Annotated in this window: 21 protein-coding genes and 1 pseudogene; 3 read left to right on the top strand and 19 right to left on the bottom strand. The window is 63.8% G+C overall.

Going from position 1 to position 25,901, the window contains the following annotated elements; genetic code table 11:
* The first annotated feature begins 3 nt into the window (after positions 1–3).
* The gene (locus tag AC1DYO_RS27950) at positions 4–177 is read left to right on the top strand and encodes a hypothetical protein (RefSeq protein WP_167434275.1); all 174 of its coding nucleotides are present in this window, start codon (positions 4–6) and stop codon (positions 175–177) included.
* A 36-nt stretch (positions 178–213) separates the two neighbouring features.
* Here AC1DYO_RS27950 and AC1DYO_RS27945 read toward each other — a convergent pair.
* The 8 genes and pseudogenes from AC1DYO_RS27945 to AC1DYO_RS27910 all read right to left on the bottom strand — a co-directional run bounded on the left by AC1DYO_RS27945 (position 214) and on the right by AC1DYO_RS27910 (position 11,050).
* Positions 214–2,692: pseudogene (locus AC1DYO_RS27945) on the bottom strand (nitrate reductase).
* 3 nt (positions 2,693–2,695) lie between these two features.
* Complete coding sequence (nirD, locus tag AC1DYO_RS27940; protein WP_477267627.1) at positions 2,696–3,025, bottom strand: nitrite reductase small subunit NirD; 330 nt, start codon at positions 3,023–3,025, stop codon at positions 2,696–2,698.
* Between the two features lie 211 nt (positions 3,026–3,236).
* Positions 3,237–5,687, bottom strand: coding sequence for a nitrite reductase large subunit NirB (gene nirB / locus AC1DYO_RS27935; RefSeq protein ID WP_477267626.1), 2,451 nt, complete (start codon positions 5,685–5,687; stop codon positions 3,237–3,239).
* 4 nt (positions 5,688–5,691) lie between these two features.
* A complete protein-coding gene (locus AC1DYO_RS27930) occupies positions 5,692–6,489 on the bottom strand; it encodes an ABC transporter ATP-binding protein (RefSeq protein WP_477267625.1) in 798 nt (265 codons plus the stop codon).
* Positions 6,490–6,499: 10 nt separating this feature from the next.
* Positions 6,500–7,396 (bottom strand): nitrate ABC transporter permease, encoded by an 897-nt coding sequence (ntrB, locus tag AC1DYO_RS27925; RefSeq protein ID WP_477267624.1) that lies wholly within the window; start codon positions 7,394–7,396, stop codon positions 6,500–6,502.
* 138 nt (positions 7,397–7,534) lie between these two features.
* Positions 7,535–8,863 (bottom strand): CmpA/NrtA family ABC transporter substrate-binding protein, encoded by a 1,329-nt coding sequence (locus tag AC1DYO_RS27920; protein WP_477267623.1) that lies wholly within the window; start codon positions 8,861–8,863, stop codon positions 7,535–7,537.
* Between the two features lie 343 nt (positions 8,864–9,206).
* The gene (locus AC1DYO_RS27915; protein WP_477267646.1) at positions 9,207–10,445 is read right to left on the bottom strand and encodes a CmpA/NrtA family ABC transporter substrate-binding protein; all 1,239 of its coding nucleotides are present in this window, start codon (positions 10,443–10,445) and stop codon (positions 9,207–9,209) included.
* 2 nt (positions 10,446–10,447) lie between these two features.
* On the bottom strand, positions 10,448–11,050 hold the full coding sequence (locus tag AC1DYO_RS27910; protein WP_181060025.1) for an ANTAR domain-containing response regulator: 603 nt from the start codon (positions 11,048–11,050) through the stop codon (positions 10,448–10,450).
* Between the two features lie 222 nt (positions 11,051–11,272).
* On the opposite strand from AC1DYO_RS27910, the gene AC1DYO_RS27905 reads away from it, so the two are divergent.
* Positions 11,273–13,234 (top strand): 3-hydroxyacyl-CoA dehydrogenase NAD-binding domain-containing protein, encoded by a 1,962-nt coding sequence (locus AC1DYO_RS27905; protein ID WP_477267622.1) that lies wholly within the window; start codon positions 11,273–11,275, stop codon positions 13,232–13,234.
* Positions 13,235–13,241: 7 nt separating this feature from the next.
* On the opposite strand, the gene AC1DYO_RS27900 is transcribed toward AC1DYO_RS27905, so the two are convergent.
* The 5 genes from AC1DYO_RS27900 to AC1DYO_RS27880 form a co-directional block, all read right to left on the bottom strand.
* Positions 13,242–14,531: a cysteine desulfurase-like protein gene (locus tag AC1DYO_RS27900; RefSeq protein ID WP_477267621.1), complete on the bottom strand. Its 1,290-nt coding sequence runs from the start codon at positions 14,529–14,531 to the stop codon at positions 13,242–13,244.
* A gap of 48 nt (positions 14,532–14,579) precedes the next feature.
* Positions 14,580–15,254 (bottom strand): amino acid ABC transporter permease, encoded by a 675-nt coding sequence (locus tag AC1DYO_RS27895; protein WP_477267620.1) that lies wholly within the window; start codon positions 15,252–15,254, stop codon positions 14,580–14,582.
* Between the two features lie 151 nt (positions 15,255–15,405).
* Entirely contained in the window at positions 15,406–16,203 is a 798-nt protein-coding gene (locus AC1DYO_RS27890) for an ABC transporter substrate-binding protein (RefSeq protein ID WP_477267619.1), read from the bottom strand.
* A gap of 77 nt (positions 16,204–16,280) precedes the next feature.
* Positions 16,281–17,480, bottom strand: a complete 1,200-nt coding sequence (locus AC1DYO_RS27885; protein WP_477267618.1) for a pyridoxal phosphate-dependent aminotransferase — start codon at positions 17,478–17,480, stop codon at positions 16,281–16,283.
* A 126-nt stretch (positions 17,481–17,606) separates the two neighbouring features.
* Complete coding sequence (locus AC1DYO_RS27880) at positions 17,607–18,398, bottom strand: HpcH/HpaI aldolase family protein (protein WP_477267617.1); 792 nt, start codon at positions 18,396–18,398, stop codon at positions 17,607–17,609.
* Positions 18,399–18,522: 124 nt separating this feature from the next.
* On the opposite strand from AC1DYO_RS27880, the gene AC1DYO_RS27875 reads away from it, so the two are divergent.
* Positions 18,523–19,614: an LLM class flavin-dependent oxidoreductase gene (locus tag AC1DYO_RS27875; RefSeq protein WP_477267616.1), complete on the top strand. Its 1,092-nt coding sequence runs from the start codon at positions 18,523–18,525 to the stop codon at positions 19,612–19,614.
* A 321-nt stretch (positions 19,615–19,935) separates the two neighbouring features.
* Here the strand turns inward: AC1DYO_RS27875 and AC1DYO_RS27870 are convergent, their stop codons facing one another.
* The 6 genes from AC1DYO_RS27870 to AC1DYO_RS27845 form a co-directional block, all read right to left on the bottom strand.
* The gene (locus AC1DYO_RS27870) at positions 19,936–20,331 is read right to left on the bottom strand and encodes a RidA family protein (protein WP_477267615.1); all 396 of its coding nucleotides are present in this window, start codon (positions 20,329–20,331) and stop codon (positions 19,936–19,938) included.
* Between the two features lie 65 nt (positions 20,332–20,396).
* Positions 20,397–21,545, bottom strand: a complete 1,149-nt coding sequence (locus AC1DYO_RS27865; RefSeq protein ID WP_477267614.1) for an acyl-CoA dehydrogenase family protein — start codon at positions 21,543–21,545, stop codon at positions 20,397–20,399.
* Positions 21,545–22,357: an enoyl-CoA hydratase family protein gene (locus AC1DYO_RS27860; protein WP_477267613.1), complete on the bottom strand. Its 813-nt coding sequence runs from the start codon at positions 22,355–22,357 to the stop codon at positions 21,545–21,547. Before AC1DYO_RS27860 ends, AC1DYO_RS27865 begins: the two co-directional genes overlap by 1 nt.
* A complete protein-coding gene (locus tag AC1DYO_RS27855) occupies positions 22,354–22,824 on the bottom strand; it encodes a MarR family winged helix-turn-helix transcriptional regulator (RefSeq protein ID WP_112395816.1) in 471 nt (156 codons plus the stop codon). Before AC1DYO_RS27855 ends, AC1DYO_RS27860 begins: the two co-directional genes overlap by 4 nt.
* Complete coding sequence (locus AC1DYO_RS27850) at positions 22,818–23,591, bottom strand: SDR family NAD(P)-dependent oxidoreductase (protein WP_477267612.1); 774 nt, start codon at positions 23,589–23,591, stop codon at positions 22,818–22,820. The genes AC1DYO_RS27855 and AC1DYO_RS27850 overlap by 7 nt, the downstream gene beginning before the upstream one ends.
* Positions 23,588–25,882, bottom strand: a complete 2,295-nt coding sequence (locus tag AC1DYO_RS27845) for a bifunctional salicylyl-CoA 5-hydroxylase/oxidoreductase (protein ID WP_477267611.1) — start codon at positions 25,880–25,882, stop codon at positions 23,588–23,590. The genes AC1DYO_RS27850 and AC1DYO_RS27845 overlap by 4 nt, the downstream gene beginning before the upstream one ends.
* Between the last annotated feature and the right edge of the window lie 19 nt (positions 25,883–25,901).

Genomic DNA, 25,901 nt, shown 5'->3' with positions numbered 1-25,901 from the left:
GAAATGCAGACCGAACTCACCGCCGAGGACAAGAGCAAGGACGAATTTTTCGAACGACTGGCCGAGCTTTCGGAAGAAATGGTGGCCAAGCATGGCAAGGATTTCAGTATGGGCGCGCTGGTACTTGCCGCCCGCTGGATCGCTGAAAATCGCGTTGGCAAGCTGAAGACCAACTAGATCGGCGAGAAGGTCCGTCCCTTGGGCGGCCCGCAGCTATTCTGCAGCCTGAACCCGATTGACCTGGATGATAGCCCTGATCTCAGCCCGGCAGGAACCGCAATTGGTGCCCGCTTTCAGGGCGCCGCCGATAGCATCTACTGTCGTGCAGCCGGCCGCCGCAGCCGTCGCGATCTGGTTGGCCCCGACGCCGAAGCAGGAGCAGACGATCGCGCCGGCATCCGGCCGTTCGGCTCCAGCGCGGCCGGCGACGATGCGGAAGCGCTCGCGCTGGCCATGGTGGGTCTCCTCAAGCTGTTCCGCCGCCCATCCGCGCGACACAGCGACCGGACCGGGCGCGACGAACAGCGCTCCCGATAAGCGATCAGCGTCGAAGGCAGCGATGCGATGCTGGCCGGCGTCGCGATCGTGGTAGGCAAGAATATCGGCCCCGGGTGGCGTGCCGAACAACGAACCGGCGAATGCGGCCCAGTCGATGTCGTCATCGGCAAAGGCCAGCTCTACCCGCCAACCGCTCCGGCATTTGGCCACGGCCCAGTAGCTTGCGGCAATCGCCACTGGCAGCTGTTGCATTACCGCGAAACCGAAAGCCTTTGCGGAGAATTTCTCGATGTGGGCGGCGACATGTTTCAGCGCCGGCTGGCCAGAAATCGGGTCGGTCAGCGGAGCGGTCAGCGTGTCGAGGCGGCCCTTTGCCGCAAACTGGTCGGTCCAGTGCATCGGCACAAACAGGCTGCCCCGGCGCTGGCGTGCCGTGACCAGCGCGCGCACCAGCACATCGCCGCGCGGGCTGGAAACGCGCACGATGTCGGCATCACCGATGCCATGATGCCCGGCATCAGCCGGGTGGATTTCGACGAAAGGCTCGGCGATGTGCTGGGACAGCCGCGAACTTTTGCCGGTCCGGGTCATGGTGTGCCAATGGTCGCGGACACGGCCGGTGTTGAGGATCAGCGGATAGTCCGGGTTGGTTCGGGTTTCGACGGTGGGGCGGATAGCGATGAAGCGCGCCTTGCGGTCGGGTGTGTAGAAATCGCCGTCGGCGAAGAAGCGGATGCTGGAAGGGTTACATCCAGCCAGAGTGTCCCTTTCTTGTCGACTCGGCGCCGGCCACTGGAACGGGGCCAATTCTCTATACCCCGCCGCATCGATCCGTGCATAAGCTCCTATATCGAAATCACGCGCGCCATCATTCTCGAAACCCGATAGCTCGGCATGTTCTGCGAAGATTTCCGCCAGCGACGAATATGAAAACGCCTCGCCAAAACCCATCCGTTTGCCGACCTCGGCGACAATCCACCAGTCGGGTCGCGCGTCTCCGGGCAGGTTCAGAAACGCACGCTGGCGCGAGATGCGGCGCTCTGAATTGGTGACGGTGCCGTCCTTCTCGCCCCAGGCGGCGGCGGGCAGCCGGACATGGGCGTGGCGGACCGTGTCGGTCTTGGCCAGCACGTCCGACACCACGACGAAGGGGCAAGCCTTGATCGCCGCCTCGACGGCGTCGGCGTCCGGCATCGAATCGACGGGGTTGGTGGCCATGATCCACAGCGCCTTGATGCGCCCGTCGGCTATGGCCTGAAACATCTCCACTGCCTTCAGGCCGGGCTTTTGCGCAACGGCCGGCGCGTTCCAGAAGCGCTGGACGCGGCCACGGTGCTCAGGGTTTTCGATCTCCATATGAGCGGCGAGCGTATTGGCCATGCCGCCGACCTCGCGGCCGCCCATGGCGTTGGGCTGGCCGGTCACCGAAAACGGCCCTGCCCCTGGCTTGCCGATGCGGCCGGTGGCGAGATGGCAGTTGATGATGGCGTTGACCTTGTCGGTGCCTTGCGTCGACTGGTTGACGCCCTGGCTGTAGACGGTCACGGTCTTCGCCGTGCCCGCGAACAGGCTGTAGAAACGGGTGAGATCGTCCGCGCTCAGGCCGGTGGCGGCGGCGACACCGGCAAGGTCGAGTTTCGAAGCGGCAAAAAGGGCTTGGCCGAAACCGGCGGTGTGCGCCGAGATGTAGCCGCGGTCGAGCGCGTTGTGCTGGCCGAGGTAAGCGAGCAGGCCCGTGAACAAAGCGACGTCGCCGTCCGGCGCGATCGCCAGATGCATATCGGCGATGTCAGCGGTCATGGTACGGCGCGGGTCGATCAGCACGATCTTCATGTCGGGCCGCTTCTCCCGTGCCGCGGCGATGCGCTGGTAAAGCACGGGATGGCACCAGGCGAGATTGGAGCCGACCAGCACGATCAGGTCGGCGAGCTCAAGATCCTCGTAGGTTCCCGGCACGGTGTCGGAGCCGAAGGCGCGACGGTGGCCGGCCACCGATGAAGCCATGCAGAGGCGCGAATTGGTGTCGATGTTGGCCGAGCCGATGAAGCCCTTCATCAGCTTGTTGGCGACATAGTAGTCCTCGGTCACCGCGGACGCTGACTTCACCGTCCGCGGCGACCTTCGCCAGCACGCCGCAACCCACCCCGCAATAAGGGCAGGTGGTCCTCACCTCGCGCGCTGCGTCGATTTCCATGATTCAGGCCGCGCGGCTCGCCAGCGCTTCTAGCGCAATGAACAGCTGCTCGCCCTCAATCCGTACAGGAATGGTGCGCACCGCGCCCTCGTCAGCGCCGAGCGCCTTGCCCGTCTCCAGCGAGATCACCCAGTTGTGCAAGGGACAGGTCACCGCCGTGCCATGGACGATGCCCTGGCTGAGCGGCCCGCCTCTGTGCGGGCAATGGTCATCAATGGCGTAGACCTGATCGTCCTGCGTACGGAAGACGGCAACCTTGCCTTCCGGCGTGGCGACGCAGCGCGCACCACGGCGCGGGATGTCGGAGAGCGAGCCAATCGATACCCAGTTCATGTGGCTGCCTTTGCTTGACAGGAATGCGCCCAGGCACCCCCCTCTGTCCTGCCGGACATCTCCCCCTCAAGGGGGGAGATTGGCAGCTTCGGGTCCATCGCCTGTTCAGCAATGTTGACGATTAGCGAAGACCGCCGTGAAGGCTGATCTCCCCCCTTGAGGGGGAGATGGCCGGCAGGCCAGAGGGGGGTGAATGGCGCCAACATCTCCATCACTCCGCCGCCTGCGCAAACCCGACCGAAGCCATCGGCCTGAACTCGTGCTTGTCCTTGCCGGACACGCGTTCCGACCATGGGTCGACCTGGGCGAATTTCTGGGAAAAGACGAAGCGCTCGTAATAGGCCTGGCGCTTCTCGGCATCGTCCATGATCTGGCGCTTGATCTCCGGGATGCCGATGCGCTTGGCCCATTTGTAGATGCGCTCGAGATAGCGGCCCTGCTCGCGGTACATCTGCGTCAGTGCCACGATATGCTCCAGCGCCTCGTCCTCGGTCTTGACCAGGCCGAGCACTTCGGTGCCCTTGATGTCGAGGCCGGCAGCGCCGGCGAAGTGGATCTCGTAGCCACTATCGACGCAGATGACGCCGACATCCTTGCAGGTCGCCTCGGCGCAGTTTCTCGGGCAGCCCGACACCGCCATCTTGACCTTGGCCGGGGTCCACGAGCCCCACATGAATTTCTCGATACGGATGCCCAAGCCAGTCGAATCCTGCGTGCCGAAACGGCACCAGTCCGAACCGACGCAAGTCTTCACCGTGCGCAGGCCCTTGGCGTAGGCATGACCGGAGACGAAGCCGGCCTGGCCGAGATCGGCCCACACCGCCGGCAGGTCTTCCTTGCGGATGCCCAGCATGTCGATGCGCTGTCCGCCGGTGACCTTGACCATCGGTATTTCGAACTTGTCGACGACGTCGGCGATGGCGCGCAGTTCGGCGGCATTGGTGACGCCGCCCCACATGCGCGGCACCACCGAATAGGTGCCGTCCTTCTGGATGTTGGCGTGGACGCGCTCGTTGATGAAGCGTGACTGGTAGTCGTCGGCATAGTCATCCGGCCAGTCGCAGACGAGGTAGTAGTTGAGCGCCGGCCGGCATTTGGCGCAGCCGCAGGAGGTCGTCCATTCCAGCTCTTGCATGACGGCCGGAATGGTCTTCAGGCTCTTGGCGATGATCAGCCGGCGCACCTCGTCATGGCCAAGCGTGGTGCAGCCGCACATCGGCTGTACGGCGGCCGGATTGTATTTGTCGCCGATGGTCAGCACCATCAGCTTCTCGACCAGCCCGGTGCAGGAACCACAGGAGGCGGACGCCTTGGTGTGAGCGCGCACATCGTCGAGTGAGGCCAGTCCCTTGGCCGTGATCGCACCTGTGATCTTGCCCTTGCAGACGCCGTTGCAGCCGCAGATTTCCGCATCATCCGGCAAGGCTGCAACGGCCGCCATAGGGTCCAGCGGGGCACCCCCCTGGTAGGACTGGCCGAAGATGAGCGTGTCGCGCATTTCGGATATGTCGGTCTGCTTCTTCTTCAGGTCGTTGAACCAGGCGCCGTCCGCCGTCTCGCCGTAGAGCACGGTGCCGATGATACGGTCGTCCTTGAGCACCAGGCGCTTGTAGACGCCGGCGGCGGCGTCGCGCAGCACGATCTCCTGACGATCCTCGCCCTCGGCGAAGTCGCCGAGCGAGAACAGGTCGATGCCGGTGACCTTGAGCTTGGTCGGCGTGTCCATGTGGACGAAAGCCGCCGCCTCGTTTCCGGCGAGCTGATGGGCGGCAACGCGCGCCATCTCGTAGAGCGGCGCGACCAGGCCGTAGACCTGTCCGTTGACCTCGGCGCATTCGCCGAGTGCGTAGATGTCGGGATCGTTGCTGCGCATGCCGGCGTCAACCACGATGCCACGATTGACGGCTATGCCTGCCTCTTTGGCCAACGCCGAATTCGGCCGGATGCCCACCGCCATGACCACCAGCGTCGCCGGAATGATGGCGCCATCGGCAAGCTCGACCTGCCCGACCTTGCCGTTGCCTGTGATCGCCTTTGTGTTGGCCTTGGTGATGACCTTGATGCCGCGCTGTTCCACCGCGCGCTGCAGGAGATAGCCGGCCGCCGGATCGAGCTGACGCTCCATCAGCGTCGGCATGACATGCAGCACGGTGACGTCCATGCCTTGCGAATTGAGGCCGGCCGCCGCCTCCAGCCCGAGCAGGCCACCACCGATGACCACGGCCTTGGCCCGCGATTGGGCGGCGAGCATCATCGCCTGCACGTCGTCGAGGTCGCGATAGGTCAACACGCCCGGCAGATCATGGCCGGGAACCGGAATGATGAACGGCACCGAGCCGGTGGCGATGACGAGCTTGTCGTAGGGCTCGGTGACGCCGTGATCGGAGCTGACCGTCTTCGCCTCGCGGTCGATAGCGACGATCTTGTGACCCTTGTAGAGGGTGATGCTGTTGGCGATGTACCAGCCGTCGCCGTGGATGATGATTTCCTCAAAAGCCTTTTCGCCCGACAGCACCGGCGACAGCATGATGCGGTCGTAGTTGACCCTGGGCTCGGCGTTGAAGATGGTGACGGTGTAGCGGCCCGGCGCCTGTTCCAGCAGATGCTCCAGCATGCGCCCGGGGGCCATGCCGTTGCCGATGATGACGAGTTTTTCGCTCATGAGGCTACTCCGCGGCTTCGACGAAGCGGTGGCGTTCGTAGAGGAACTTCAGCACCGCCTCGCGGCAGCGCAGGAAGGTGCGATCGGAGGAGAGCTCGACGCGTCGGCGCGGGCGCGCCAGCGGCACCGCAAGCACCTCGCCGATGGTCGCCGCCGGACCGTTGGTCATCATGACGATGCGGTCGGACAACAGCACCGCCTCGTCGACATCATGGGTGATCATGATCGTCGTCGAGCCGAGCCTGGAATGGATGTCCATCACCGCGTCCTGCAGATGGGCGCGGGTCAGCGCGTCGAGCGCGCCAAACGGCTCGTCGAGCAACAGGATCTTCGGCTCCATGGCGAGCGCCCGGGCAATGCCGACGCGCTGCTTCATGCCGCCCGATATTTCGGCCGGCCGCTTGTCCCGGGCATGCGCCATCTGCACGAGGTCGAGATTGCGCATGATCCATTCATGCCGTTCGGCTCTGCTCTTCGTACGACCAAAGACTTTCGACACCGCCAGGCTGATGTTCTCGTAGACAGTGAGCCACGGCAGCAGCGAATGGTTCTGGAACACCACAGCACGCTCGGGTCCAGGGCTGTCGACCTCCTTGTTTTCGAGCAGCACGGCACCGGCGGAGACCCTGGTCAGCCCGGCGATCAGGTTGAGCAAGGTCGACTTGCCGCAGCCGGAATGACCGATGATCGAGACGAATTCGCCCTTGTCGATGGTCAGCCTGATGTCCTTCAGTACCTCGCTGACCTGGCTGCCGCGGGCAAAGGATTTATCGATATGGTCGAGTTTCAGATAGGCGGTCATCACCCTCTCCTCACTTTGCCGTTGTGCCGCGGGTGACGAAGGCGCCGACTGCCGCCACCAGGCGGTCGAGGCAGAAGCCGGTGACGCCGATATAGGCGAGCGCAACGATGATGTCGGGCAGCCGCGACGAGTTCCAGGCGTCCCAGATGAAGAAGCCGATGCCGACTCCGCCGGTCAGCATTTCGGCGGCGACGATGGCGAGCCAGGACAGGCCAATGCCGATCCTCAAGCCGGTGAAGATGTAGGGCGCGGCGGCCGGCACCATGATCTTGACGAAGAATTCGAACTGGTTGAGCCGCAGGATGCGCGAGACGTTGCGGTAATCCTGCGGGATGTTGCGCACACCGACGGCGGTGTTGATGATGATCGGCCAGATCGAGGTGATGAAGATAACGAACAGCGCCGATGGGCTGGAATCGCGGAAAGCCGCCAGCGACAGCGGCAGCCAGGCCAGCGGCGGCACGGTGCGCAGGATCTGGAACACCGGATCGAGGCCACGCATCGCCCAGATCGACTGGCCGACCAGCGCGCCGAGTGCAACGCCGACGATCGCCGCCAGGCCAAAGCCGATGGCGACGCGCTGCAGCGAGATCAGCACCCGCCAGGCAAGGCCGATATCCTGCGGGCCATTGTTGAAGAACGGATGTGCGATCAGGTCATAGGCCTCGTTCCACACCTGGCTCGGCGGCGGCAGGCTGGCGGTCGGCGACGAGCAGGCGATCTGCCAGACGACAAGCATGAAGGCGATGACGATGACCGGCGGTACCAGGGCGGTGGCCAGACTGCCGGCGATCGCGATCGGGTCGAAGCGGCGCCGCGCCTTGGCGGTGAAAGCAATCACCGCGGCCGGCTTGGCGGGCGTGGGAAATGCCTTCACCTTGGTGTCCTCGATAGTCTGGATCGACATGTCTGGGGAAGCTCCTTGGGTAGCTCTGGCGACAAGCGGCCGACGCCGCTTGCGCCGGGGTCGGAGTTGAGAGCGACAACGGCGCGAAGGCGCCGTTGCGAGGGCGACAAACGGCGCCTTGGCACCGTTTGCGCCGGCTTAGGCCAACGCCTTGATCTTCAGGCTGTCGAGATACGCCGATGGGTTGGCCGGATCGAAGATCTTGCCGTCGAAGAAGGTCTCGACACCGCGTGATGGAGACGCCGGAATATCGGCCGCCGCAACGCCGAGATCCTTCGCCGCTTCGCGCCACAGGTCCTCGCGGTTGACCTGATCGACCAGCGCCTTGATGTCGGTGGTCGGCGCGAATTTTCCCCAACGGATGTTTTCAGCGAGGAACCAGCTGTCGTGGCTCTTGTAGGGATAGGAGACGCCACCCTTCCAGAATTTCATGTAGAGATCGGTGCCGGAGGCGACGCGGCCGTTGCCGTAGTTGATGTCGCCCTTGAGGCGGCCGATGATGTCAGCGACAGGCACGTTCATCCATTGCCGCTTGCCGATGATGGCGGCCATCTCGTCCTTGTTCTCCATGGCTTCGCACCATTGCTGCGCTTCCATGACGGCCATAAGGATCGCCTTGGTGGCGTTCGGATATTTGTCGATGAATTCGGCGCGCAGGCCGAGCGCCTTTTCGGGATGGCCCTTCCACAGTTCGCCGGTGGTGGCGGCAGTGAAACCGACGCCCTGGTGGACGAGTTGCTCGTTCCATGGCTCGCCGACACAGAAGACATCCATGTTGCCGACCTTCATGTTGGCCACCATCTGCGGCGGCGGCACGACGATGGTCGAGACGTCCTTGTCGGGATCGATGCCGCCGGCGGCCAGCCAGTAGCGCAACCACAAATCGTGGGTGCCGCCCGGAAAAGTCATGGCGGCCTTGATCTCCTTGCCGGCCGCTTTCTTGGCGGCGAAGGCGTCCTTCAGCTTGGAGGCATCGAGGCCGACACCAGTGCCGGCGTATTCCTGCGCGACCGAGATGCCCTGGCAGTCGTAGTTGAGCCGCGCCACGATCGCCATCGGCATCGGCTGGTTGTTCTGCGTCACCTTGCCGGTGTGCATCAGGTAAGGCAGCGGCGTCAGGATGTGGGCACCGTCAATGCCGTTGGCCGCGCCGCCGAGCATCAGATTGTCACGCGTCGCGCCCCAGGAAGCCTGCTTGAGCACCTCGACATCGGGCATGCCGTATTTGGCGAACAGCCCCTTCTCCTTGGCGATCATCAGCGGTGCCGCATCGGTCAGCGCGATGAAGCCGAGCTTGGCGCCGGTGATTTCCGGAGCGGCCGAGGCGGCATACGCACCCGAGGGGAAGAGCTTGCGAGCCGCTATGAACAGGCCTGCGGTCATCGCACTGCTGACAAGAAAATCGCGACGCGTCACATCCTTGAGCGATGTTCCCGTCCCGATCCATTTCTTTATCGTTTCTTTCATCGTCGTCTCCGGTTGAACGCGAGGGCGCCATCGATTGGCCCAAAACAAAAAAGCCGCCGTTCAGGCCTCGCGCGTCCGTACATCCGGGATCGCGTTTTGACCTGAGCGGCAGCTTTGCCTGTGGCGCCCGCCATTGGACGCCTGTTCCGTGACCCGCGAAGGGCCTGGCTATTTCAAAGCAGGAACCGTGCCAGTTTGTGAGAATATGAAAAACATCAATTAAATCAGCATAATACGCCAGCTACCGAGGTGCCAGGCCATATGGCAAGCAGGTCAAAGATTGTTCATTAGAGCAATCGCACGCACATTTTTTGTGCAACGCACAAGAATGGCGCGAAAATGATCAGGCTCGGATCAGGCCTGATTTCTGACTGGCGATATAGGCATCGATCTCATCGGGGTCGAATATCTGGCCGTCGAAGAAGCCGTCCGGCCCGAGCACCAGGCCTGCCCCGGTCGCACCGACCGCCGTCGCGATCTTCAGCGCGCCCTCGACCTTCGCATTGGCACCGGGAAGCGCAACACCAAGCGGCTTTAGCGCCGAGCGGTAGAGGTCGGGACGGTAGCAGTCACGGGCAATAGCTAGGTTTTCCGGTGTGTGCGCCACATGCCCCCAGCGCACCATCTGCGTGTAGAACCATAGCGCGTGGCTCTTCCACGGAAAATTTGCCGCCTTGTCGAAGGGCAGGAAGAAGTCGTCGACATCCAGCTCGGCGCCGCCGCCCAATTGGAGATGGCCGGTCAGGATCGGCATCTGGACAGCGGGCGGCAGACCGAGGAAGCCAGCTTGAGCCATCACACCAGCCAATTCGGCGTGGTTTGCCGGATCCTGGCACCAGCGCGCCGAGTGATGCAGCGCGCGCAAGAGCGCCGCCAGCGCCTCGGGGGACTGCTCGGCCCAAGCCTTGCGCACGCCGATCACCTTCTCCGGGCTATTGCGCCATAACAACGCCTTGACGGTGACGATATGGCCGGTGCCGGCAGCGACCGAGGCGCTGTTCCAGGGCTCGCCGACGCAGTAGCCGTCGATCCGACCGGCGGCCAGCGCGTCGGCCATGAAGGGCGGCGGCACGATGACGATCTCGATCTCACGCTCGGGATCGATGCCGCACCCGGCGAGCCAGTAGCGCAGTTCGTAATTGTGCCCCGAATGCGGGTGCACCACGGCAAAGCGCAGCGGGTCGCCACCGGCCCCGGCGCGCTCGCGAATGAACGCACGAAGGGCGGCACCGGCGCGCGCCGGATCGAGATCGGGCGCTGCGCCATGTGCCACTATTCCGGCCCAGACCGCGTTGGAGATGGTGACGCAATTGCCGCCGAGGCCGAGCGAAAATGGCACGATTGTCTCTGAAGCGAGTGGCGTCAGCCCGAGATTGCAGGCGAGAGGCATCGGCCCCAGCATATGCGCAAGGTGGAAATGACCGATGGCGATGCGGTCGCGGATGTTGGCCCAGGAGGTCTCGCGGTGCAGCGTCAGATCGATGCCTTCGCGTGTAGCAAAGCCAAGCTCGCCCGCCGCAACCAGCACGGCACTGTCGAACAGCGGCATAAAGCCGGCGGTGATCTGGTGCTCGGCGTCCATGCTCATTCGTCCTCCGACGGCCCGAGCAATCCGGCGGCGGTCACCAGGCTGTGGGCAATGTCGCTGATCTTGCGGTTCTGGTTCATCGCCGTCTTGCGCAGCAGCGTGTAGGCAGCCTCTTCCGTCAGGCCGCGCGACTTCATCAATATGCCCTTGGCGCGGTCGATGACTTTGCGGTTCTCGAGCTCGCCGCGAACCTCTTCCAGCTCACGCGCCATACGCGAGAAAGCGTTGAAGCGGCTGACCGCCATATCGAGGATCGGCTTGACGCGCTCCTGTCTGAGACCGTCGACGACATAGGCCGAAACGCCGGCATCGACCGCCGCCTCGATCGAGGCCTGGTCCGAACGGTCGACGAACATGGCGATCGGCCGCTTCACCGCGCGCGACAACTGGAACATGTTTTCCAGCATGTCTCGGTTCGGGTTCTCGAGATCGATGACGATGACGTCGGGCTCTATCTCAGCGATGCGCCGCGCAATGCCAGTCACGTCGTGGACGACGGTGACCCGCTCATGGCCGGCCTCGCGCAAACCGGCCTCGATGATCGCGGCGCGGATGCGGTTTTCGTCGATCACCAGGACGGCTAGGGAAGATCGGACCATGCCCGGCATTCTGCTTAAGCAGAAAAAATTGTGCAATGCGGCATGGCGGGTCAGTTGGATCAAACCACTTATTGTAGGCTTGAAGTTTCTTGAATTCCAATTACTTTAAGCTTGAAGTTTTTAAAGAATCCATGGCGCTTCATTCATCAGTGCCGAGACACCGCGGCATTTGGCGGGAGAGCAGGAGGAGGAAGATTTGCCGTCGTTCCGGGATAAAACTCCATGAACACAGCACGATTTTCCGAGAGTGTAACAGGCGAGATCGTCGATGGCGCGCTCATCGTCACGATCGAAAATCCACCGGTCAACGCACTCTCCTTCCATGTCAGGGCCGGGCTGATGGCCGCGCTCGGGCGTGCGGCGTCGGACGAAGTGTCTGCCGTGGTGCTGACCGGCGCCGGACGCACTTTTGTCGGTGGCGCCGATATCAAGGAATTCGGCAAGCCCGCCATCGAGCCTACACTGCCTGACGTGATCAAAGCGATCGAGAGCTTCGCGAAACCGGTCGTCGCGGCAGTCGGCGGTGCGGCACTCGGCGGCGGCTGCGAGATTGCGCTGGCCTGCCACTACCGCGTGGCCGGCAAGGCGGCCAGCTTCGGCCTGCCCGAGGTCAAGCTCGGGATCGTGCCCGGAGCCGGCGGAACCCAACGCCTGCCCCGCCTCATCGGCACGGTCGCCGCAATTGACCTGATCGGCACGGGTCGCATCGCGACATCCGACGAGGCCCTCACTCTCGGCCTGATCGATGCCATTGCAGACGATCTCCCTAAAGGCGCGCTCGATGCCGCCCGCCGTCTCGTTGACCAACCGTTGCGGCGCACGGGCGCGCTTCCCGTGCCGCGCTCGCAACCCGAGGCCGACGCGGCAGCCGCAAAGAAGGTGCTTTCTCGCAGCCGTGGACAGATCGCGCCCGCAGAAGCCGTGAGACTGGTCAGGGCTGCGTCCACGGCCAGGCTGGAGGACGGTCTCGCGGACGAACGCGCTACCTTCCTGCGGCTCCGGGATTCCCGCGAGGCGGCAGCGTTGCGCCACGTCTTCTTTGCCGAGAGGCAAGCCAGCAAAGTTGACAGGCTGGAGGGTGTCACGCCTCGCAAGGTGGAGACCGTTGGTATCGTCGGAACCGGCCTGATGGGTGCAGGCATCGCGGTCTCGGCCTTGAATGCGGGCTATCGCGTGATCGGCATCGAGCACACCGACGAGGCGGCGGCAAAAGGACACGAACGTATCGCCGGCCTTCTCGACAAGTCGGTTCAATCCGGCCGTCTCACCGATTATGTGCGCAGGGAGGCGCTGAGCCGGTTTGAAGCGGCCAGCGACGCCGGCAGGCTGGCGCAGGCCGATCTGGTCATCGAGGCGGTGTTCGACGACCTCACAGTAAAAACCGAACTCTTCCGGAAGCTTGATCGTATCGTCCGCCCCGACGCCATCCTTGCGACCAACACCAGCTACCTCAACCCCGACGAGATCGCGTCGGCAACCGCCAGGCCCGAACGGATCGTCGGCCTGCATTTTTTCTCCCCGGCCAACATCATGCGGCTCACCGAAGTGGTGGATTGCGCGGCGACGGCGCCCGACGTGCTCGCCTCGGCGATCGCCTTCGTCAGAAAGCTCGGCAAGCTGCCTGTCGTTTGCGGCGTTACCGAGGGTTTCATCGGCAACCGCATCTATTCGGCCTACCGCCGCGAAGCGGAGTTCATGGTGGAGGATGGCGCAGCACCGCAAGAGGTGGATGCCGCGCTGGAGGCCTGGGGCTTCCCGATGGGGATCTTCGCCGTCAACGATATGGCTGGACTGGAGATAGCCTGGGCGCGGCGCAAGCGGCAAGCGCCCATGCGCGATCCAAAAGCGCGTTATGTCGAGATCGCCGACCGGCTGTGCGAGACCGGCCGCTTCGGCCGCAAGACCGGGCGCGGCTGGTACGATTATTCGGACGGCGAGCGCAGGACCGACCCGCAGGTGACGGCGCTGATCGAGGCCGTTCGGGCGGCCAAGGGCATCGTGCCGCGCCACCTTTCGGCTGACGAGATCGTCTCGCGCTTGCTTGCGGCAATGGCTGGCGAAGGCAAGGCGTTGCTCGCCGAAGGCATCGCGGCGCGTGCCTCCGACATCGATCTGGTGATGATCAACGGCTATGGCTTCCCGGCCCACAAGGGCGGGCCGATGTTCCACGCCGGAGAAGTTTAAAGATCAGCTACGACAGCTTGGCGATGACGGCGCGCAACGCCTCGCCGAAACGCCTGACCTCGTCGACCGTGTTGTAATGGACCAGCGAGGCGCGGATAGCGCCGCTGTCCATCGCCAGGTTGAGACGCTTCATCAGGCGTGGCGCGTACATGTGGCCGTCGCGGATGCCGATCTGCATGTCTGCCATTTCCTCGACGATCCGCTGCGGCGACAGCTTGCCGATGTTGAAGCAGAAGGTCGGTACGCGCTCGTTGATGCGGGCTTCCTCGGCGACCCCGTAGATAGTGGCATTGCAGCCCTCGAGCACGGCGAGCATCTCGCGCGCCAAGAGCATTTCGTAGTCGCGGATGGCACCCATGCCGGCAACGATGTTGTCACGCCGCGAACGATTGTTGGAGGGCGCCAGATTGCGGCCGATCAGTTCCAGGTACTGCACGGCGGCATCCATACCCGAGACGTTCTCGTAGATGAAGGTGCCGGCCTCGACCTTGTAGGGCGGCTCGTCGGGGATGAAATCCTCGCGGAAGGTCGGCAGCCGCTTCAGCGTTTCGAAGCGGCCCCACAGAAAGCCCATATGTGGCGAGAAATTCTTGTAGCCTGAGCAGACGAGATAGTCGCAGTCCCAGGCCTGTACGTCGATCAGCCCGTGCGGTCCGTAATGCACGCAATCGAGGAACACTTCGGCGCCGGCCGCATGCGCGATCCTAGCTACGGAAGCGACGTCGACGATCGAGCCGATCGAATGCGCGGTCACCGTGCAGGCGACGAGGCGGGTGCGCTCCGAAACCAGCGGCTTGAGGTCGTCGACATGCAGATTGCCGTCTTCGCGCATGCGCCACCATTTGAACTTGGCGCCGGCCGATTCCAGCGCCAACCATGTCGCGATGTTGGCATCGTGGTCCATGTCGGTGATGACGATCTCGTCGCGCTCCCTATCGGTGTCATTGGCGAGCATCTGGCCGATGCCGAGGCTGACCAGGCGGATGAACGAAGTGGCGTTCATGCCGAAGCAGATTTCCGACGGACTGTAGGCGTTGATCAGCAGCGCCACGCTCGTCCGAGCATCCGCAACCGATTGGTCGACCGTGACGGAGCGGCCATAGCGGCCGCCGCGCTGCACGTTGTGCGAGACCAGATGGTTGGTCACCGCGTCGAGCACGCTCTGCGGGATCTGCGCGCCGGCGGCATTGTCCATGAAGATGAAATCGCCGGCCTGCTGCAAGGCGGGAAACATGGCGCGGATGGTGTCGACGGGGAACGCGGCGGCATTCGCATTGTCGGTTTGGTGTTTGTTCACGGGTACGCTCCTGCGAAGAATTTGGCGGGTGGAGATCGGTTGGCGAGGTCAGCGCGTCTTCTCGGTCTTGAAGCGGTCTTCGAGCAGGCTGACGAGGCGGACCATCGGCCAGAGGAAGATGAGATAAACCAGCGCCGCGCCGATCAACGGCGAGGGGTTGGCGTAGAGCGACTGCGCGTTGGTCGCTTCCTTCAAGAGTTCGGGCAGCGCCACGGTTGAGGCGAGCGACGTGTCCTTGAACATCGAGACGCAGTTGCTGGTCATCGGCGGGATGACGATGCGGATCGCCTGCGGCAGCACTACCTTGCGCAAGGTTAAAAGGAACGGCAGGCCAAGCGCCTGCGACGCCTCGAATTGGCCTTTCGGAATGCTCTCTATGCCGGAGCGGAACACTTCGGCCGAGTAGGCCGACATGATGAAGGCAAACGCCGTCACGGCGGAGGCCCAGGAGGACAGACGGATGCCGAGGAAGGGCAGCGCGTAGTAGATCAGGATCAGGACGACCAGCACCGGCAGCGCGCGGAAGATGTCGGTGTAGCCGACGGCGAGCCAGCGTACCGGCTTCGGCGCATAGAGCCGCAGCAGGCTGATGACCAGGCCGATGGGGATGCCGATGCCGATGCTCAAAATGCCGAGCAGCAGCGTGTTCAGGAAGCCGCGCAGCAGCGCCGGCAGGCTGGACATGATCACGTCAGGATTGAAGAAGGTGTCGATCAGCGACATGGGAGCGTTCCCGAACCCCAGAGCAAAGGATGCTCAAGTTAAAACCAATCGACCTCGCCTACGATGAGGCTGTCCGTGCGGCAGCAGGCGCTGGAGCGTGAAATGAATCGTGCCGGCCTGGAAAGCCGGCACGATTTAAGTGCATTGCCGCTCAGGCCTTGGGCAGCGGCATTTCCTTCACGGTCGAGGAATCGGCCGGAGCGTCGCTGCCGAACCACTTCTTGTGGATCGCGGCGATCGTGCCGTCCTTCTTCATCGCCGTCAGCGCGTCGTTCAGCTTGCCGAGCAGCGGGTGGTCCTTGGTCATCATCAGGCCGTACTGTTCGCCGGTCTTGATGCGCTCCTTCACGGTGAGGTCCTTCATCTTGGTGAAGGAATACTCCATGCCCGGAATGTCGCTGACGGCGGCGTCGACGCGGCCGGCGCTGAGGTCGAGCAGCAGGTTCTGCTGCGTGTCATAGCCCTTCACATCGCTGAAGCCGTCGACCGCCTGGTGCTCCTTGACCCAGTTTTCGCCGGTCGAGCCCGACAGCACGCCGACGATCTTGCCCTTGAGGTCGGCCTCGGTGTTGATCGCACTGTCAGTCTTGGTGGCGATGCCCATATCGGAATCGTAATAGGGCTGCGTGAAGGACTGCGATTTCAGTCGCTCGGCCGTGATGGTGATCGAGGATATGGCAACGTCGATGCGCTTCGAGGTGGTGGCGGCAAACAGCGCCTGGAAGCCGAGGTCGGCAATGTCGGTGGTCATGCCGATGCGCTTGGCCGCCTCGTTGACGATGTCGACTTCGAAGCCTTCGAAGGTGCCGCTCTCGTTCTTGTATTCGAAGGGTGGATTGGTCGGATAGGCGCCGACATTGAGCACGTCGGCGGCAAAGGCGGTGGCCGGGCCGGCAGCGATGCCTATCGTGGCGGCGAGAAGAAGCAGGTTGCGACGAGTGAAGCTCATTTTTTGTTCCCTCTGGTTGTTGATCGGGCGGGTTTGCTCCCGCACGGTTTGTTGCCGTCCCACCTCCCAGCGGGGCGTCAATTCATGGCGGCGACCATGCGCTCGAGCGCGGTCGCTATCTGGTCGCGTTCACGGCACACGCACATCCGCAGGAAGGCCGCTGCCGAATTTCCAAAGAGGTGGCCGGGAGCCAGCCCGACGTGCGCCGTCTCCAGTATCCTGGCGCAGGCCTGCCGGGCGTCGCTTTCGCCGTCCATGGCAAAGAAGGCATACATGCCGCCGCGCGGTTTTGTCGGCAGGATGATGCCGGGAATTTGGGCCAGCCTGTCATAGGCAAGGTCGAGGCCTGTTTTGATCCGCTGCCTGATCTCCTCGACCAACGGCTCGCCTTGGCGGATGGCGGCGACAGCGCCGGCCTGAATCGGCGCGGCGGTGCCGCTGTTGATATACTGCGTCATGGCGCCAAGCTGGTCGGCCACCCCCGACGGATGCGTCAGCCAGCCGATGCGCCAGCCGGTCATCGCCCACGCTTTCGAAAAACTGTTGACCGACAGCACCCGGTCGCCGTCCTCAGCGATCTGCAGGATGGAAGGGGCAACGTCGCCGTCGAAATAGAGCCGGCCATAGACCTCGTCGGAAATAATCCAGACGCCGGTGCGCCGGCTGAAATCGAGCAGCGCCTGCACCTCCTCGCGCGACGCGGTCCAGCCGGTCGGGTTGGACGGCGTCGACAGGAAGATCGCGCGGGTACGCGCATCGCAAGTGGCGAACAGCCGGTCGAGATCGAGGTTCCAGTCCCCCTTGAAGTCGAGCGAAACCGGCCGCGGCTCGCCGCCGATCAAATGGATGGCGTTATGAATGTTGGGCCATTGCGGCGCGACATAGACGACATTGGTGCCGGTATCGACCAGCAGCTCCAGCGCCAGGTACAGCGCCTGCATGCCGCCTGGAGTGACGGTGGTGCGAGCGATCGGGATCGAGCGGCCGTGAATGCGCGTCTGGTATTCCGACAGCGCCTCGTTCAGCGCGCCGTGCCCGCGCATGTTGGGAACGTAGAAGGTCTGGCCTTCGTCGAAGGCAGCCTTGGCGGCGTCTCGGATGAAGGCCGGCGTCACCATGTCGCCTTCGCCGTACCAGAGCGCGATCACGTCGCCCAGTTCGCGGGCGCGCACGGCAAGGTTGGCGATGTTTTCGGTGTGCAGGTCACGTATCTGAGCCCGCACGCCGTCGAAAGCATAGCGCGCGCTGGACGATGACTGGGGCAGTATGAACGACAAGGACTGAAACCCCTCCCACCCGGAGCACCACGACGGACTGCCCGGCAAGCCCCACCGGCACGACAGTCGCCATCGACTTTGGATGCTATCCAAAGTGCGGCGCTTTTCAAGGAAAAAGTTTTAAGCTTAAAAAGTTTTTACCTGGTCCCGCCCTTCTCGCCCCAGCTCGGCGCGCGCGGCGGTGCAGTTGGCCGCTGTGCCGGCGCCAAGAAACATCGTGTCGCTGGCCAGCATGAAGAAGCTTGCGCCGATCGCTGCCCACCGGCTGATCGCCTGCGGGCTGGCGCAAAATATGCCGGCTACCTTGTTGTGCGTGATCGTCGCGCGGATGATTGTCCCGATCGCCTCGTTGAGCTTGTCCGCGCCTTTAGCCCCGACCGCGTCGATCGACACGGAGAGATCGCCCGGGCCGACGAAGATCACATCGACGCCATCGACGGCAGCGATCGCCTCGATGTTGGCAAGCCCCTCCGATGTCTCGACCTGAACCGCGACGACGATCCTGTCGTTGGCGGCGGCCAGATATTCGGGAATGCGATAGCCGTAGCCGGCGGCGCGACCTGGTCCGACGCCGCGTTCCCCCTGTGGCGGATAGCGCGAGGCTTTCACCGCCGCCTCGGCCTGAGCGGCGGTCGAGACGCGCGGCACGAGCACGCCTTGCGCGCCGCTGTCGAGTGCCGCCTGGATCGCTTCCGGCGCATGGCCGGGAACACGAACCATGGCCGGCACGCGATGGACGTCGGCCGCGCGCACCATGGTTTCGATCGTATCGCGCGCGATCTGGGCATGCTCCCAGTCGACGCAGAGGAAATCGAGACCGGCGAGCGCCATCACCTCGACCGCAACGGGATGCGGAATGGCGGCGAAGGAGCCGACGAGATTGGTCTTGCCGATGCACTTCTGACGGAACTCGCTCATCTCCATCCCCTTTCCATGTTCTGGCAAATCCATATCCGCAAACGACGGGGAGGCGAAGCTATTTCAGGCTTGAAATATTTTTGGGCGAGCCTAGCGTGTGGGTCTCCCGCCGCGAGTTCCCACTATGATCAAAACGCATCCCCTGCACGGCCCGAACAAACTGAAGCTCGGCGTCTTCTCGACCAATGCCGATGGCGGTCTGGCCATCACCGATGTGCCGGAACGCTGGACGGCAAGCTGGCAGGACAATCTGACGGCGGCGCAGATCGCCGACCGCGCCGGGCTGGAATTTATCCTGCCCATCGCGCGCTGGCGTGGCTTTGGCGGCCGCAACAAGGTGCGCGAATGGTCGTTCGAGACCTTCACCTGGGCGGCAGCTCTGGCGGTGGCCACCGAGCAGATCGGTCTGTTCATGACCGTGCATGTGCCGCTGGTGCATCCGCTCTATGCCGCCAAGGCACTGGCAACGGTCGACCATATCAGCCAGGGCCGCGCCGGCCTCAACATCGTCTGCGGCTGGAACCCGAAGGAATTCGGCATGTTCGGCACACCGCTGGTCGAAAAGGGCTATGAGCAGGCCGCGGAATGGATCGAAGTTCTGGAGCGGCTCTACGCGTCGAGCGAGCCACTCGACTACGAAGGCATCTATTATCGCCTGAAGGAAGCGGTCAGCCGGCCGGCCAGCCTGCAGGTTCCGCGCCCGGTGACGATGAACGCCGCTTTCGGTGGCCCGGGCCGCGATTTCGCCGCCGCCCGATGCGACTATCTGTTCACTACCTTTTCCGAGATGGGCGATGCCGGCAAGCATGTCGCCGACATCAGCGAGAGGGCCGACAAGGTCGGCCGCGATGTTGGCGTCTACACGGTGGCGCATGTCGTCTGCCGTCCAACCATGGAGGAGGCGCAGGCCTATTACACACGCTATGCCGTTGATCTGGCCGACCACGACGCTGTCGATGGCCATATGGCAGGCAAGAAGGAGTTCTCGCAGTCGCATGACCCGCATGCCTATGACCGCTACCGGCAGCGTTTCGCCGGCGGCGCCGGTACCTACCCGCTGGTTGGAACGCCGGAGACGATTGCCGCCGAGATGGCCACCATTGCCGGGCATGGCTACCAGGGCATCGCCCTGTCCTTCGTCAACTACACGCAGGAGCTGCCCTATTTCTGCGACCATCTGCTGCCGATTTTGAGGAAGGCAGGACTGCGCGGGTAGCGTTGTTCGGGGAAGTGATCGGGTTGTCTGCTGGCAGCCGGGATGTCATCGTCGGTTTCGGCGACCATTGTGAGCATTCGGAATTAGCCGAAGCCCCTCGCCTTCGTCATCCTAGGGCGAAGCAGGAGCGCAGCTCCGTCGCGGAGACCCTGGGATCCATGCCGCGACCTTAGACGTCCAGTGCAGCGGTGGAGAATTCTGGACCATAGTGACGCTTCGGAGTCCCGGCATGGATCCTCGGGTCTGCGCCGCGTCGCTTGGCTCCTTGCTCCGCCCGTGGATGACGAAGCGATGGGCGTCTATTCCGGACGAACGACTTCGTTAATCCGGAATAATGGCGGTGGCCTGAATCTCGATCTTGGCGCGATCTTCCACCAGCGCCACCACCTGCATGGCCGCCATCGCCGGAAAATGCCGACCGATCACCTCGCGATAGGCCTCGCCGATACCCTTGAGGTTGCCGAGATATTCGGCCTTGTCGGTGAAATACCAGGTCATCGCGGTGATGTGCCGTGGCTCCGCGCCGGCCTCTGCCAGCACGGCGACGATGTTTTGTAGCGTCTGCCGAACCTGGCCGGCGAAATCGTCGGTCTCGAACTGGCACTGCCCGTTCCAGCCGACCTGCCCACCGACGAAGACCAGCCTGCCGCGCGCAGCAATGCCGTTGGCGTAGCCAACCGGTTTCGCCCAGCCTTCCGGCTGCAGGATCTCGTGCATTTTCAAGCCTCCCCGGTAGTCCTAAAAACCAAGTCTCAAGATCGAATGCCCACGATGTCTCGCCGTCAGGCCGCGCCCATCACCTGCCGTGCGATCACCACCTTCTGCACGTCGGAAGCGCCCTCGTAGATGCGCAGGGCACGGATTTCGCGATACAGGCTCTCGACGATATGGCCCTTGCGGACGCCGTCGCCGCCATGCAGCTGCACAGCCTTGTCGATCACCTCTTGCGCCTTGTCGGTGGCGAACAGCTTGGCCATCGCCGCCTCACGGGTGACCCGCGCGGCGCCCATGTCCTTGGTCCAGGCAGCGCGGTAGACCAACAGCGCTGCCGCATCGACGTCCAGCGCCATGTCGGCGACATGGCCTTGCACCATCTGCAGTTCTGCCATCGGCGCGCCAAACAGTTTGCGCTCGGCCACCCTGCGGATGCTTTCGTCAAGCGCCCGGCGGGCAAAGCCAAGTGCCGCCGCGCCGACCGTCGAGCGGAACACGTCAAGCACCGACATGGCGATGCGGAAGCCGTCGCCGGGCTTGCCGATCAACGCCGAAGCCGGCACCCGGACCTTGTCGAAGGAAAGCCGCGCCAGCGGATGCGGCGCTATCACTTCAAGGCGCTCGGCAATGCCAAGCCCCTTGGCGTCAGCAGGCACGAGAAAGGCGGAGAGACCCCGGGCGCCCGGCGCCTCCCCGGTGCGGGCAAAGACGACATAGAGATCGGCGATACCGCCATTGGAAATCCAGGTCTTCTCGCCCGTGAGGATATAGAAGTCGCCATCGCGGCTTGCCGTCATTTCGGTGTTGGCGACATCCGACCCGGAGCGTGGCTCCGACAGCGCGAAGGCCGAGATCGTCTTGCCGGCCCTGGTCTTTGCCAGCCATTGCTGCTGGTCGGGCGTGCCGAACAGGCTGAGCGCACCGGTGCCGAGCCCCTGCATGGCGAAGGCGAAGTCGGCCAACCCGTCATGGCGCGCCAGCGTCTCGCGCGTGATGCACAAAGTGCGGACATCGAGCGGTCCCGGATTGTCGGTATCGAGCGCGGTCGGCTTCAGCCAGCCGTCGCGGCCAAGCTTGGCCACCAGCTCGCGGCAGGCGGCATCGACCTCATGGTGATCGACGGGCAGGTTTTTCACGCACCATGCTTCCAGCCTTTCGGCCAATTCGCGGTGGCGATCTTCAAAGAACGGCCAGTTGAGGAAACTCTTGTCAGCCATCAATTGCCCTCGAACACCGGTTTTTCCTTGGCCACGAAAGCCTTGTAGGCGCGCTCGAAGTCACGCGTCTGCATGCAGATCGCCTGCGCCTGCGCTTCCGCTTCGATCGCCTGGTCGAGGCTCATCGACCATTCCTGGTTGAGCTGCGTCTTGGTGATGCCGTGCGCGAAGGTCGGGCCAGAGACGATGCGCGCCGCCATCTCGAGCGCGTCGGCCTCGAGCGCCACCGCATCGACCAGCCTGTTGTAGAAGCCCCAGCGCTCGCCTTCCGCAGCTGTCATCGTGCGGCCGGTGTAGAGCAGTTCCGCGGCACGGCCCTGGCCGATGATGCGCGGCAGGATCGCGCAGGCGCCCATGTCGCAGCCGGCAAGGCCGACACGGGTGAACAGGAAAGCGGTCTTGGCCTCCAGCGTGGCGATGCGGATGTCGGCGCTCATGGCGATGATGGCGCCGGCGCCGACCGCGACACCGTCGACCGCCGCGATGATCGGCTTGCCGCAGTTGAGCATCGCCTTGACGAAATCGCCGGTCATGCGGGTGAAGGCGAGCAATTCCTTCATGTCCATCTTGACCAGTGGACCGATAATGTCGTGGACATCGCCGCCCGAGCAGAAATTGCCGCCATTGGAGAGGAACACCACGGCGTCGACGTCGTCGGCATAGACGAGGTCGCGGAACGTATCGCGCAGTTCGGCATAGCTGTCGAAGGTCAGCGGGTTCTTGCGCTCCGGCCGGTCGAGCCGCACCCTGGCGATCCTGCCTTCGACCTCCCAGAGGAAGTGCTTCGGCTTGAGGCCGGCCATCGCAGTCATTCGCGTCCCTCCCAGTTGCTGCGGAACGAGGTCAGCATGCCGGTCAGCCGGCGGGCATCCTCCTCGCTGACCTTACCCAGCAATTCGCCGATCCACCCCTCATGCGCCGCGGCCATTGCGGCAAAGGATTTGGAACCCTCGTCGGTCAGTCGCACCATGGATGTGCGGCGATCGCCATTGCGGCGCGCACGCGCGACCACCCCTTCCGAAACCAGCCGGTCGACAATGCCGGTGACATTGCCGTTGGATACCAGCAGGAAGCGCGACAGATCGCTCATCAGCATGCCTTCCGGCGCGCGGTAGAGGGCGGCCATGACGTCGAAACGCGGCAGCGTCGTATCGAATTCTTTCTTCAGGCGCTCGCGCAGCTCGGCCTCGATCGTGCGCGAGGCGCGCAGCAGCCTGATCCAAAGACGCAGCCGGTCCTTGCCGGGTCCCGACGGCGCGGGCAATGGGCCGGCTACCATGTTTCGCCTCCTGAGATCGAAATTGCTTGTCCGGTGATCGACGCCGCCGCATCGCCGCACAGCCAAAGCACCGCCGCGGCAACTTCTTGCGGCTGGATGAAGCGGCCTTGCGGGTTGGTCGAGGCAAGGCTCGCCCGCGCCTCGCCAGCCGAGCGGCCGGTCTTTTCGACAATGCGCTGGACGGATGCTTCCAGCATGTCGGTCTCGACGAAACCCGGGCACACGGCGTTGACGGTGATGCCGGATTTCGCCGTCTCGGCCGCCAGCGCCCGCATCAGCCCGACCACGCCATGCTTGGCCGCTACATAGGGCGCGACATAGGCGTAGCCTTTCAGTCCCGCGGTCGACGCGACGAAGACGATCCGGCCTGCCTTGCGCGCGGCCATGCCGGCCAGCGCCGGCTTCACCGTCAGGAAAGCGCCGGTCAGATTGACGTCGAGCGTCCGCTGCCAGTCGGCAAGCGAGGTCCTGTGCGCCGGCGTGCTGCCGGCCATGCCGGCATTGGCGACGACGATGTCGAACGGGCCGCGCACGGCTTCCGCCTGCACGTAGAGCGACGTCATCGCCGCCTCGTTGGTAACATCGGCGGACATGGCGTGGATGCGGTCGTTCTCGCCGGCCACCTTGGCAAGCTCGGCGTCGCGCCGTCCGCATATGGTCACCTCGACGCCGGCCTCGGCCAGAATGAGTGCGATGGCTCGACCGACGCCGGAACCGCCGCCGGTGACCAGCGCATGTTTGCCTGAAATCGCCGAGGCCGTCGTCATACTTTCAGCCCCGCCGCTGCATCGCGCTCGGCCAGCCGGTAGATCTGGTCACGTCCGGGCAGATAGGGATCCGGCCATTTGACGCCACGGTCGCCAAGAGTCACGGCCGCATGCAGCGTCCAGTAGGGATCGGCGAGATGCGGCCGTGCCAGTGCCACCAGGTCGGCGCGGCCGGCCATCAGGATCGAATTGACATGGTCCGGCTCGTAGATGTTGCCGACCGCCATCGTCGCCATGCCGACCTCGTTGCGGATGCGGTCCGAGAACGGCGTCTGGAACATGCGGCCATAGACAGGCTTGGCGGCAATCGAGGTTTGGCCTGCAGAGACGTCGCATATGTCGACGCCTGCCCCGTGCAGCATCCGCGCGATCTCCACCGCATCGGCCGGCGTCACACCCTCGATGCCGACCCAGTCATTGGCCGAAATGCGCACCGAGATCGGCTTTCGCGACGGCCAGGCGGCGCGCACCGCATGGAAGATTTCCAGGGGATAGCGCATGCGATTTTCCAAAGAACCGCCATACTCATCCATGCGCTGGTTGGTAACCGGCGTGATGAAGGACGACAGCAGGTAGCCATGCGCGGCATGGATCTCCAGCATGTCGAAACCGCAGCGATCTGCCATCTCGGTGGAAGCCACGAACTCGTCGCGCACGCTGTCCATGTCGGCGCGGTCCATGGCTTTCGGCACCTGATTCTCAGGCGACCATGCAATCGCCGAGGCCGCCATGACCGGCCAATTGCCGGAGGCGAGCGGCACGTCGGTGCCTTCCCAACCGATACGGGTCGAGCCCTTGGCCCCGGAATGGCCGACCTGGGCGCAGATTTTCGCCTCTGTCTCGGTGTGGACGAAGTCGACAAGCCGCTTCCACGCCACCTCATGTTCGGGCGCATAAAAGCCTGGACAGCCGGGCGTGATGCGTCCTTCCGGGCTGACGCAGGTCATCTCGATATAGACAAGCCCGGCGCCGCCCTTGGCACGCTCGGCATAGTGGGCGAAATGCCAGTCGGTCGGGCAGCCGTCGATGGCTTTGTACTGCGCCATCGGCGAAACGACGATGCGGTTGTTGAGCTGCATGTCGCGCAGCTTGAACGGCGCGAACATCGGCGCCCGGCGCTGCCTGTTGCCGCCTGCCCCCGCCTGGTGCTGGAACCATTCCTCGGCGCTTTCAAGCCATTTGGCATCGCGCAGCCGCAAATTCTCATGGCTGATGCGCTGCGAGCGGGTCAGCAGCGAATAGTTGAACTGCACCGGATCGAGGCCGAGATAGCGCTCGACCTCCTCGAACCACTCCAGCGAATTGCGCGCCGCCGACTGCAGCTTCAACACCTCGGTGCGGCGGGCATCCTCATATTTGCGAAAGGCGGCGTCGAGGTCCGGTTCGGTTTTGACATACTCGGCCAGCGCCACCGCGCTTTCCAATGCAAGCTTGGTGCCGGAGCCGATCGAGAAATGCGCCGAGGCCGCCGCGTCGCCCATCAGCGCCAGGTTCTTGTAGGACCAGCGTTCGCACAGCACGCGCGGGAAATTGATCCAGGCCGAACCTCTGATGTGATTGGCATTGGTCATCAGCGCGTGGCCGCCGAGATGTTTCTCAAAGATGCGCTCGCAGACGGCGATGGATTGCTGCTGCGACATCGCACCGAAGCCGAAGGCAGCCCAGGTCTGTTCGCTGCACTCGACGATGAAAGTCGCCGTCTCGCTGTCGAACTGATAGGCGTGCGCCCACACCCAGCCATGCTCGGTCTTCTCGAAGATGAAGGTGAAGGCGTCGTCGAATTTCTGGTTGGTGCCAAGCCAGACGAATTTGCATTTGCGGGTGTCGATGTCGGGCTTGAAGACATCGACGAAGGTGTTGCGCGCCCTTGAGTTCAGCCCGTCGGCGGCGACGACCAGATCATGCGTCGCCATATAGGGCTGAGGGTCGGCGATATCGCTCTCGAACATCAGCTTGACGCCGAGTTCGCGCGCGCGCCGCTGCAGCAGGATCARAAGCCGTTTGCGGCCGATGCCGCAGAAACCATGGCCCGACGAGACCGTTCGCACGCCGTCATGGATGACGGCGATGTCGTCCCAATAGGCGAAATGCTTCTTGATCCAGACAGCGCTGACCGGGTCGTTCTTGGCAAGGTTGTCGAGTGTTTCGGCCGACAGCACGACGCCCCAGCCGAACGTATCGTCGGCGCGGTTGCGCTCGAACACCGTGACCTCATGCGCGGCGTCTCTCAGCTTCATCGAAATGGCAAAGTAGAGGCCAGCTGGTCCGCCGCCGAGAACCGCAACCTTCATCCGTGCGATCTCCTCTTCG

The organism is Mesorhizobium sp. P2_F5, assembly GCF_056403715.1.
This window is presented reverse-complemented; position numbering and strand designations above follow the sequence as displayed.

Excerpts from the sequence above, each read along its gene's own strand:
- AC1DYO_RS27855 (WP_112395816.1), bottom strand. The coding sequence starts at position 22,824 with ATGGTAGCCGGCCCATTGCCCGCGCCGTCGGGACCCGGCAAGGACCGG.
- AC1DYO_RS27875 (WP_477267616.1), top strand. The coding sequence starts at position 18,523 with ATGATCAAAACGCATCCCCTGCACGGCCCGAACAAACTGAAGCTCGGC.
- AC1DYO_RS27950 (WP_167434275.1), top strand. The coding sequence starts at position 4 with ATGCAGACCGAACTCACCGCCGAGGACAAGAGCAAGGACGAATTTTTC.
- AC1DYO_RS27895 (WP_477267620.1), bottom strand. The coding sequence starts at position 15,254 with ATGTCGCTGATCGACACCTTCTTCAATCCTGACGTGATCATGTCCAGC.
- ntrB (WP_477267624.1), bottom strand. The coding sequence starts at position 7,396 with ATGTCGATCCAGACTATCGAGGACACCAAGGTGAAGGCATTTCCCACG.
- AC1DYO_RS27860 (WP_477267613.1), bottom strand. The coding sequence starts at position 22,357 with ATGACTGCGATGGCCGGCCTCAAGCCGAAGCACTTCCTCTGGGAGGTC.
- AC1DYO_RS27865 (WP_477267614.1), bottom strand. The coding sequence starts at position 21,545 with ATGGCTGACAAGAGTTTCCTCAACTGGCCGTTCTTTGAAGATCGCCAC.
- nirD (WP_477267627.1), bottom strand. The coding sequence starts at position 3,025 with ATGAACTGGGTATCGATTGGCTCGCTCTCCGACATCCCGCGCCGTGGT.
- AC1DYO_RS27930 (WP_477267625.1), bottom strand. The coding sequence starts at position 6,489 with ATGACCGCCTATCTGAAACTCGACCATATCGATAAATCCTTTGCCCGC.
- AC1DYO_RS27880 (WP_477267617.1), bottom strand. The coding sequence starts at position 18,398 with ATGAGCGAGTTCCGTCAGAAGTGCATCGGCAAGACCAATCTCGTCGGC.
- AC1DYO_RS27905 (WP_477267622.1), top strand. The coding sequence starts at position 11,273 with ATGAACACAGCACGATTTTCCGAGAGTGTAACAGGCGAGATCGTCGAT.
- AC1DYO_RS27910 (WP_181060025.1), bottom strand. The coding sequence starts at position 11,050 with ATGGTCCGATCTTCCCTAGCCGTCCTGGTGATCGACGAAAACCGCATC.
- AC1DYO_RS27850 (WP_477267612.1), bottom strand. The coding sequence starts at position 23,591 with ATGACGACGGCCTCGGCGATTTCAGGCAAACATGCGCTGGTCACCGGC.
- nirB (WP_477267626.1), bottom strand. The coding sequence starts at position 5,687 with ATGAGCGAAAAACTCGTCATCATCGGCAACGGCATGGCCCCCGGGCGC.
- AC1DYO_RS27870 (WP_477267615.1), bottom strand. The coding sequence starts at position 20,331 with ATGCACGAGATCCTGCAGCCGGAAGGCTGGGCGAAACCGGTTGGCTAC.
- AC1DYO_RS27890 (WP_477267619.1), bottom strand. The coding sequence starts at position 16,203 with ATGAGCTTCACTCGTCGCAACCTGCTTCTTCTCGCCGCCACGATAGGC.
- AC1DYO_RS27915 (WP_477267646.1), bottom strand. The coding sequence starts at position 10,445 with ATGGACGCCGAGCACCAGATCACCGCCGGCTTTATGCCGCTGTTCGAC.
- AC1DYO_RS27920 (WP_477267623.1), bottom strand. The coding sequence starts at position 8,863 with ATGAAAGAAACGATAAAGAAATGGATCGGGACGGGAACATCGCTCAAG.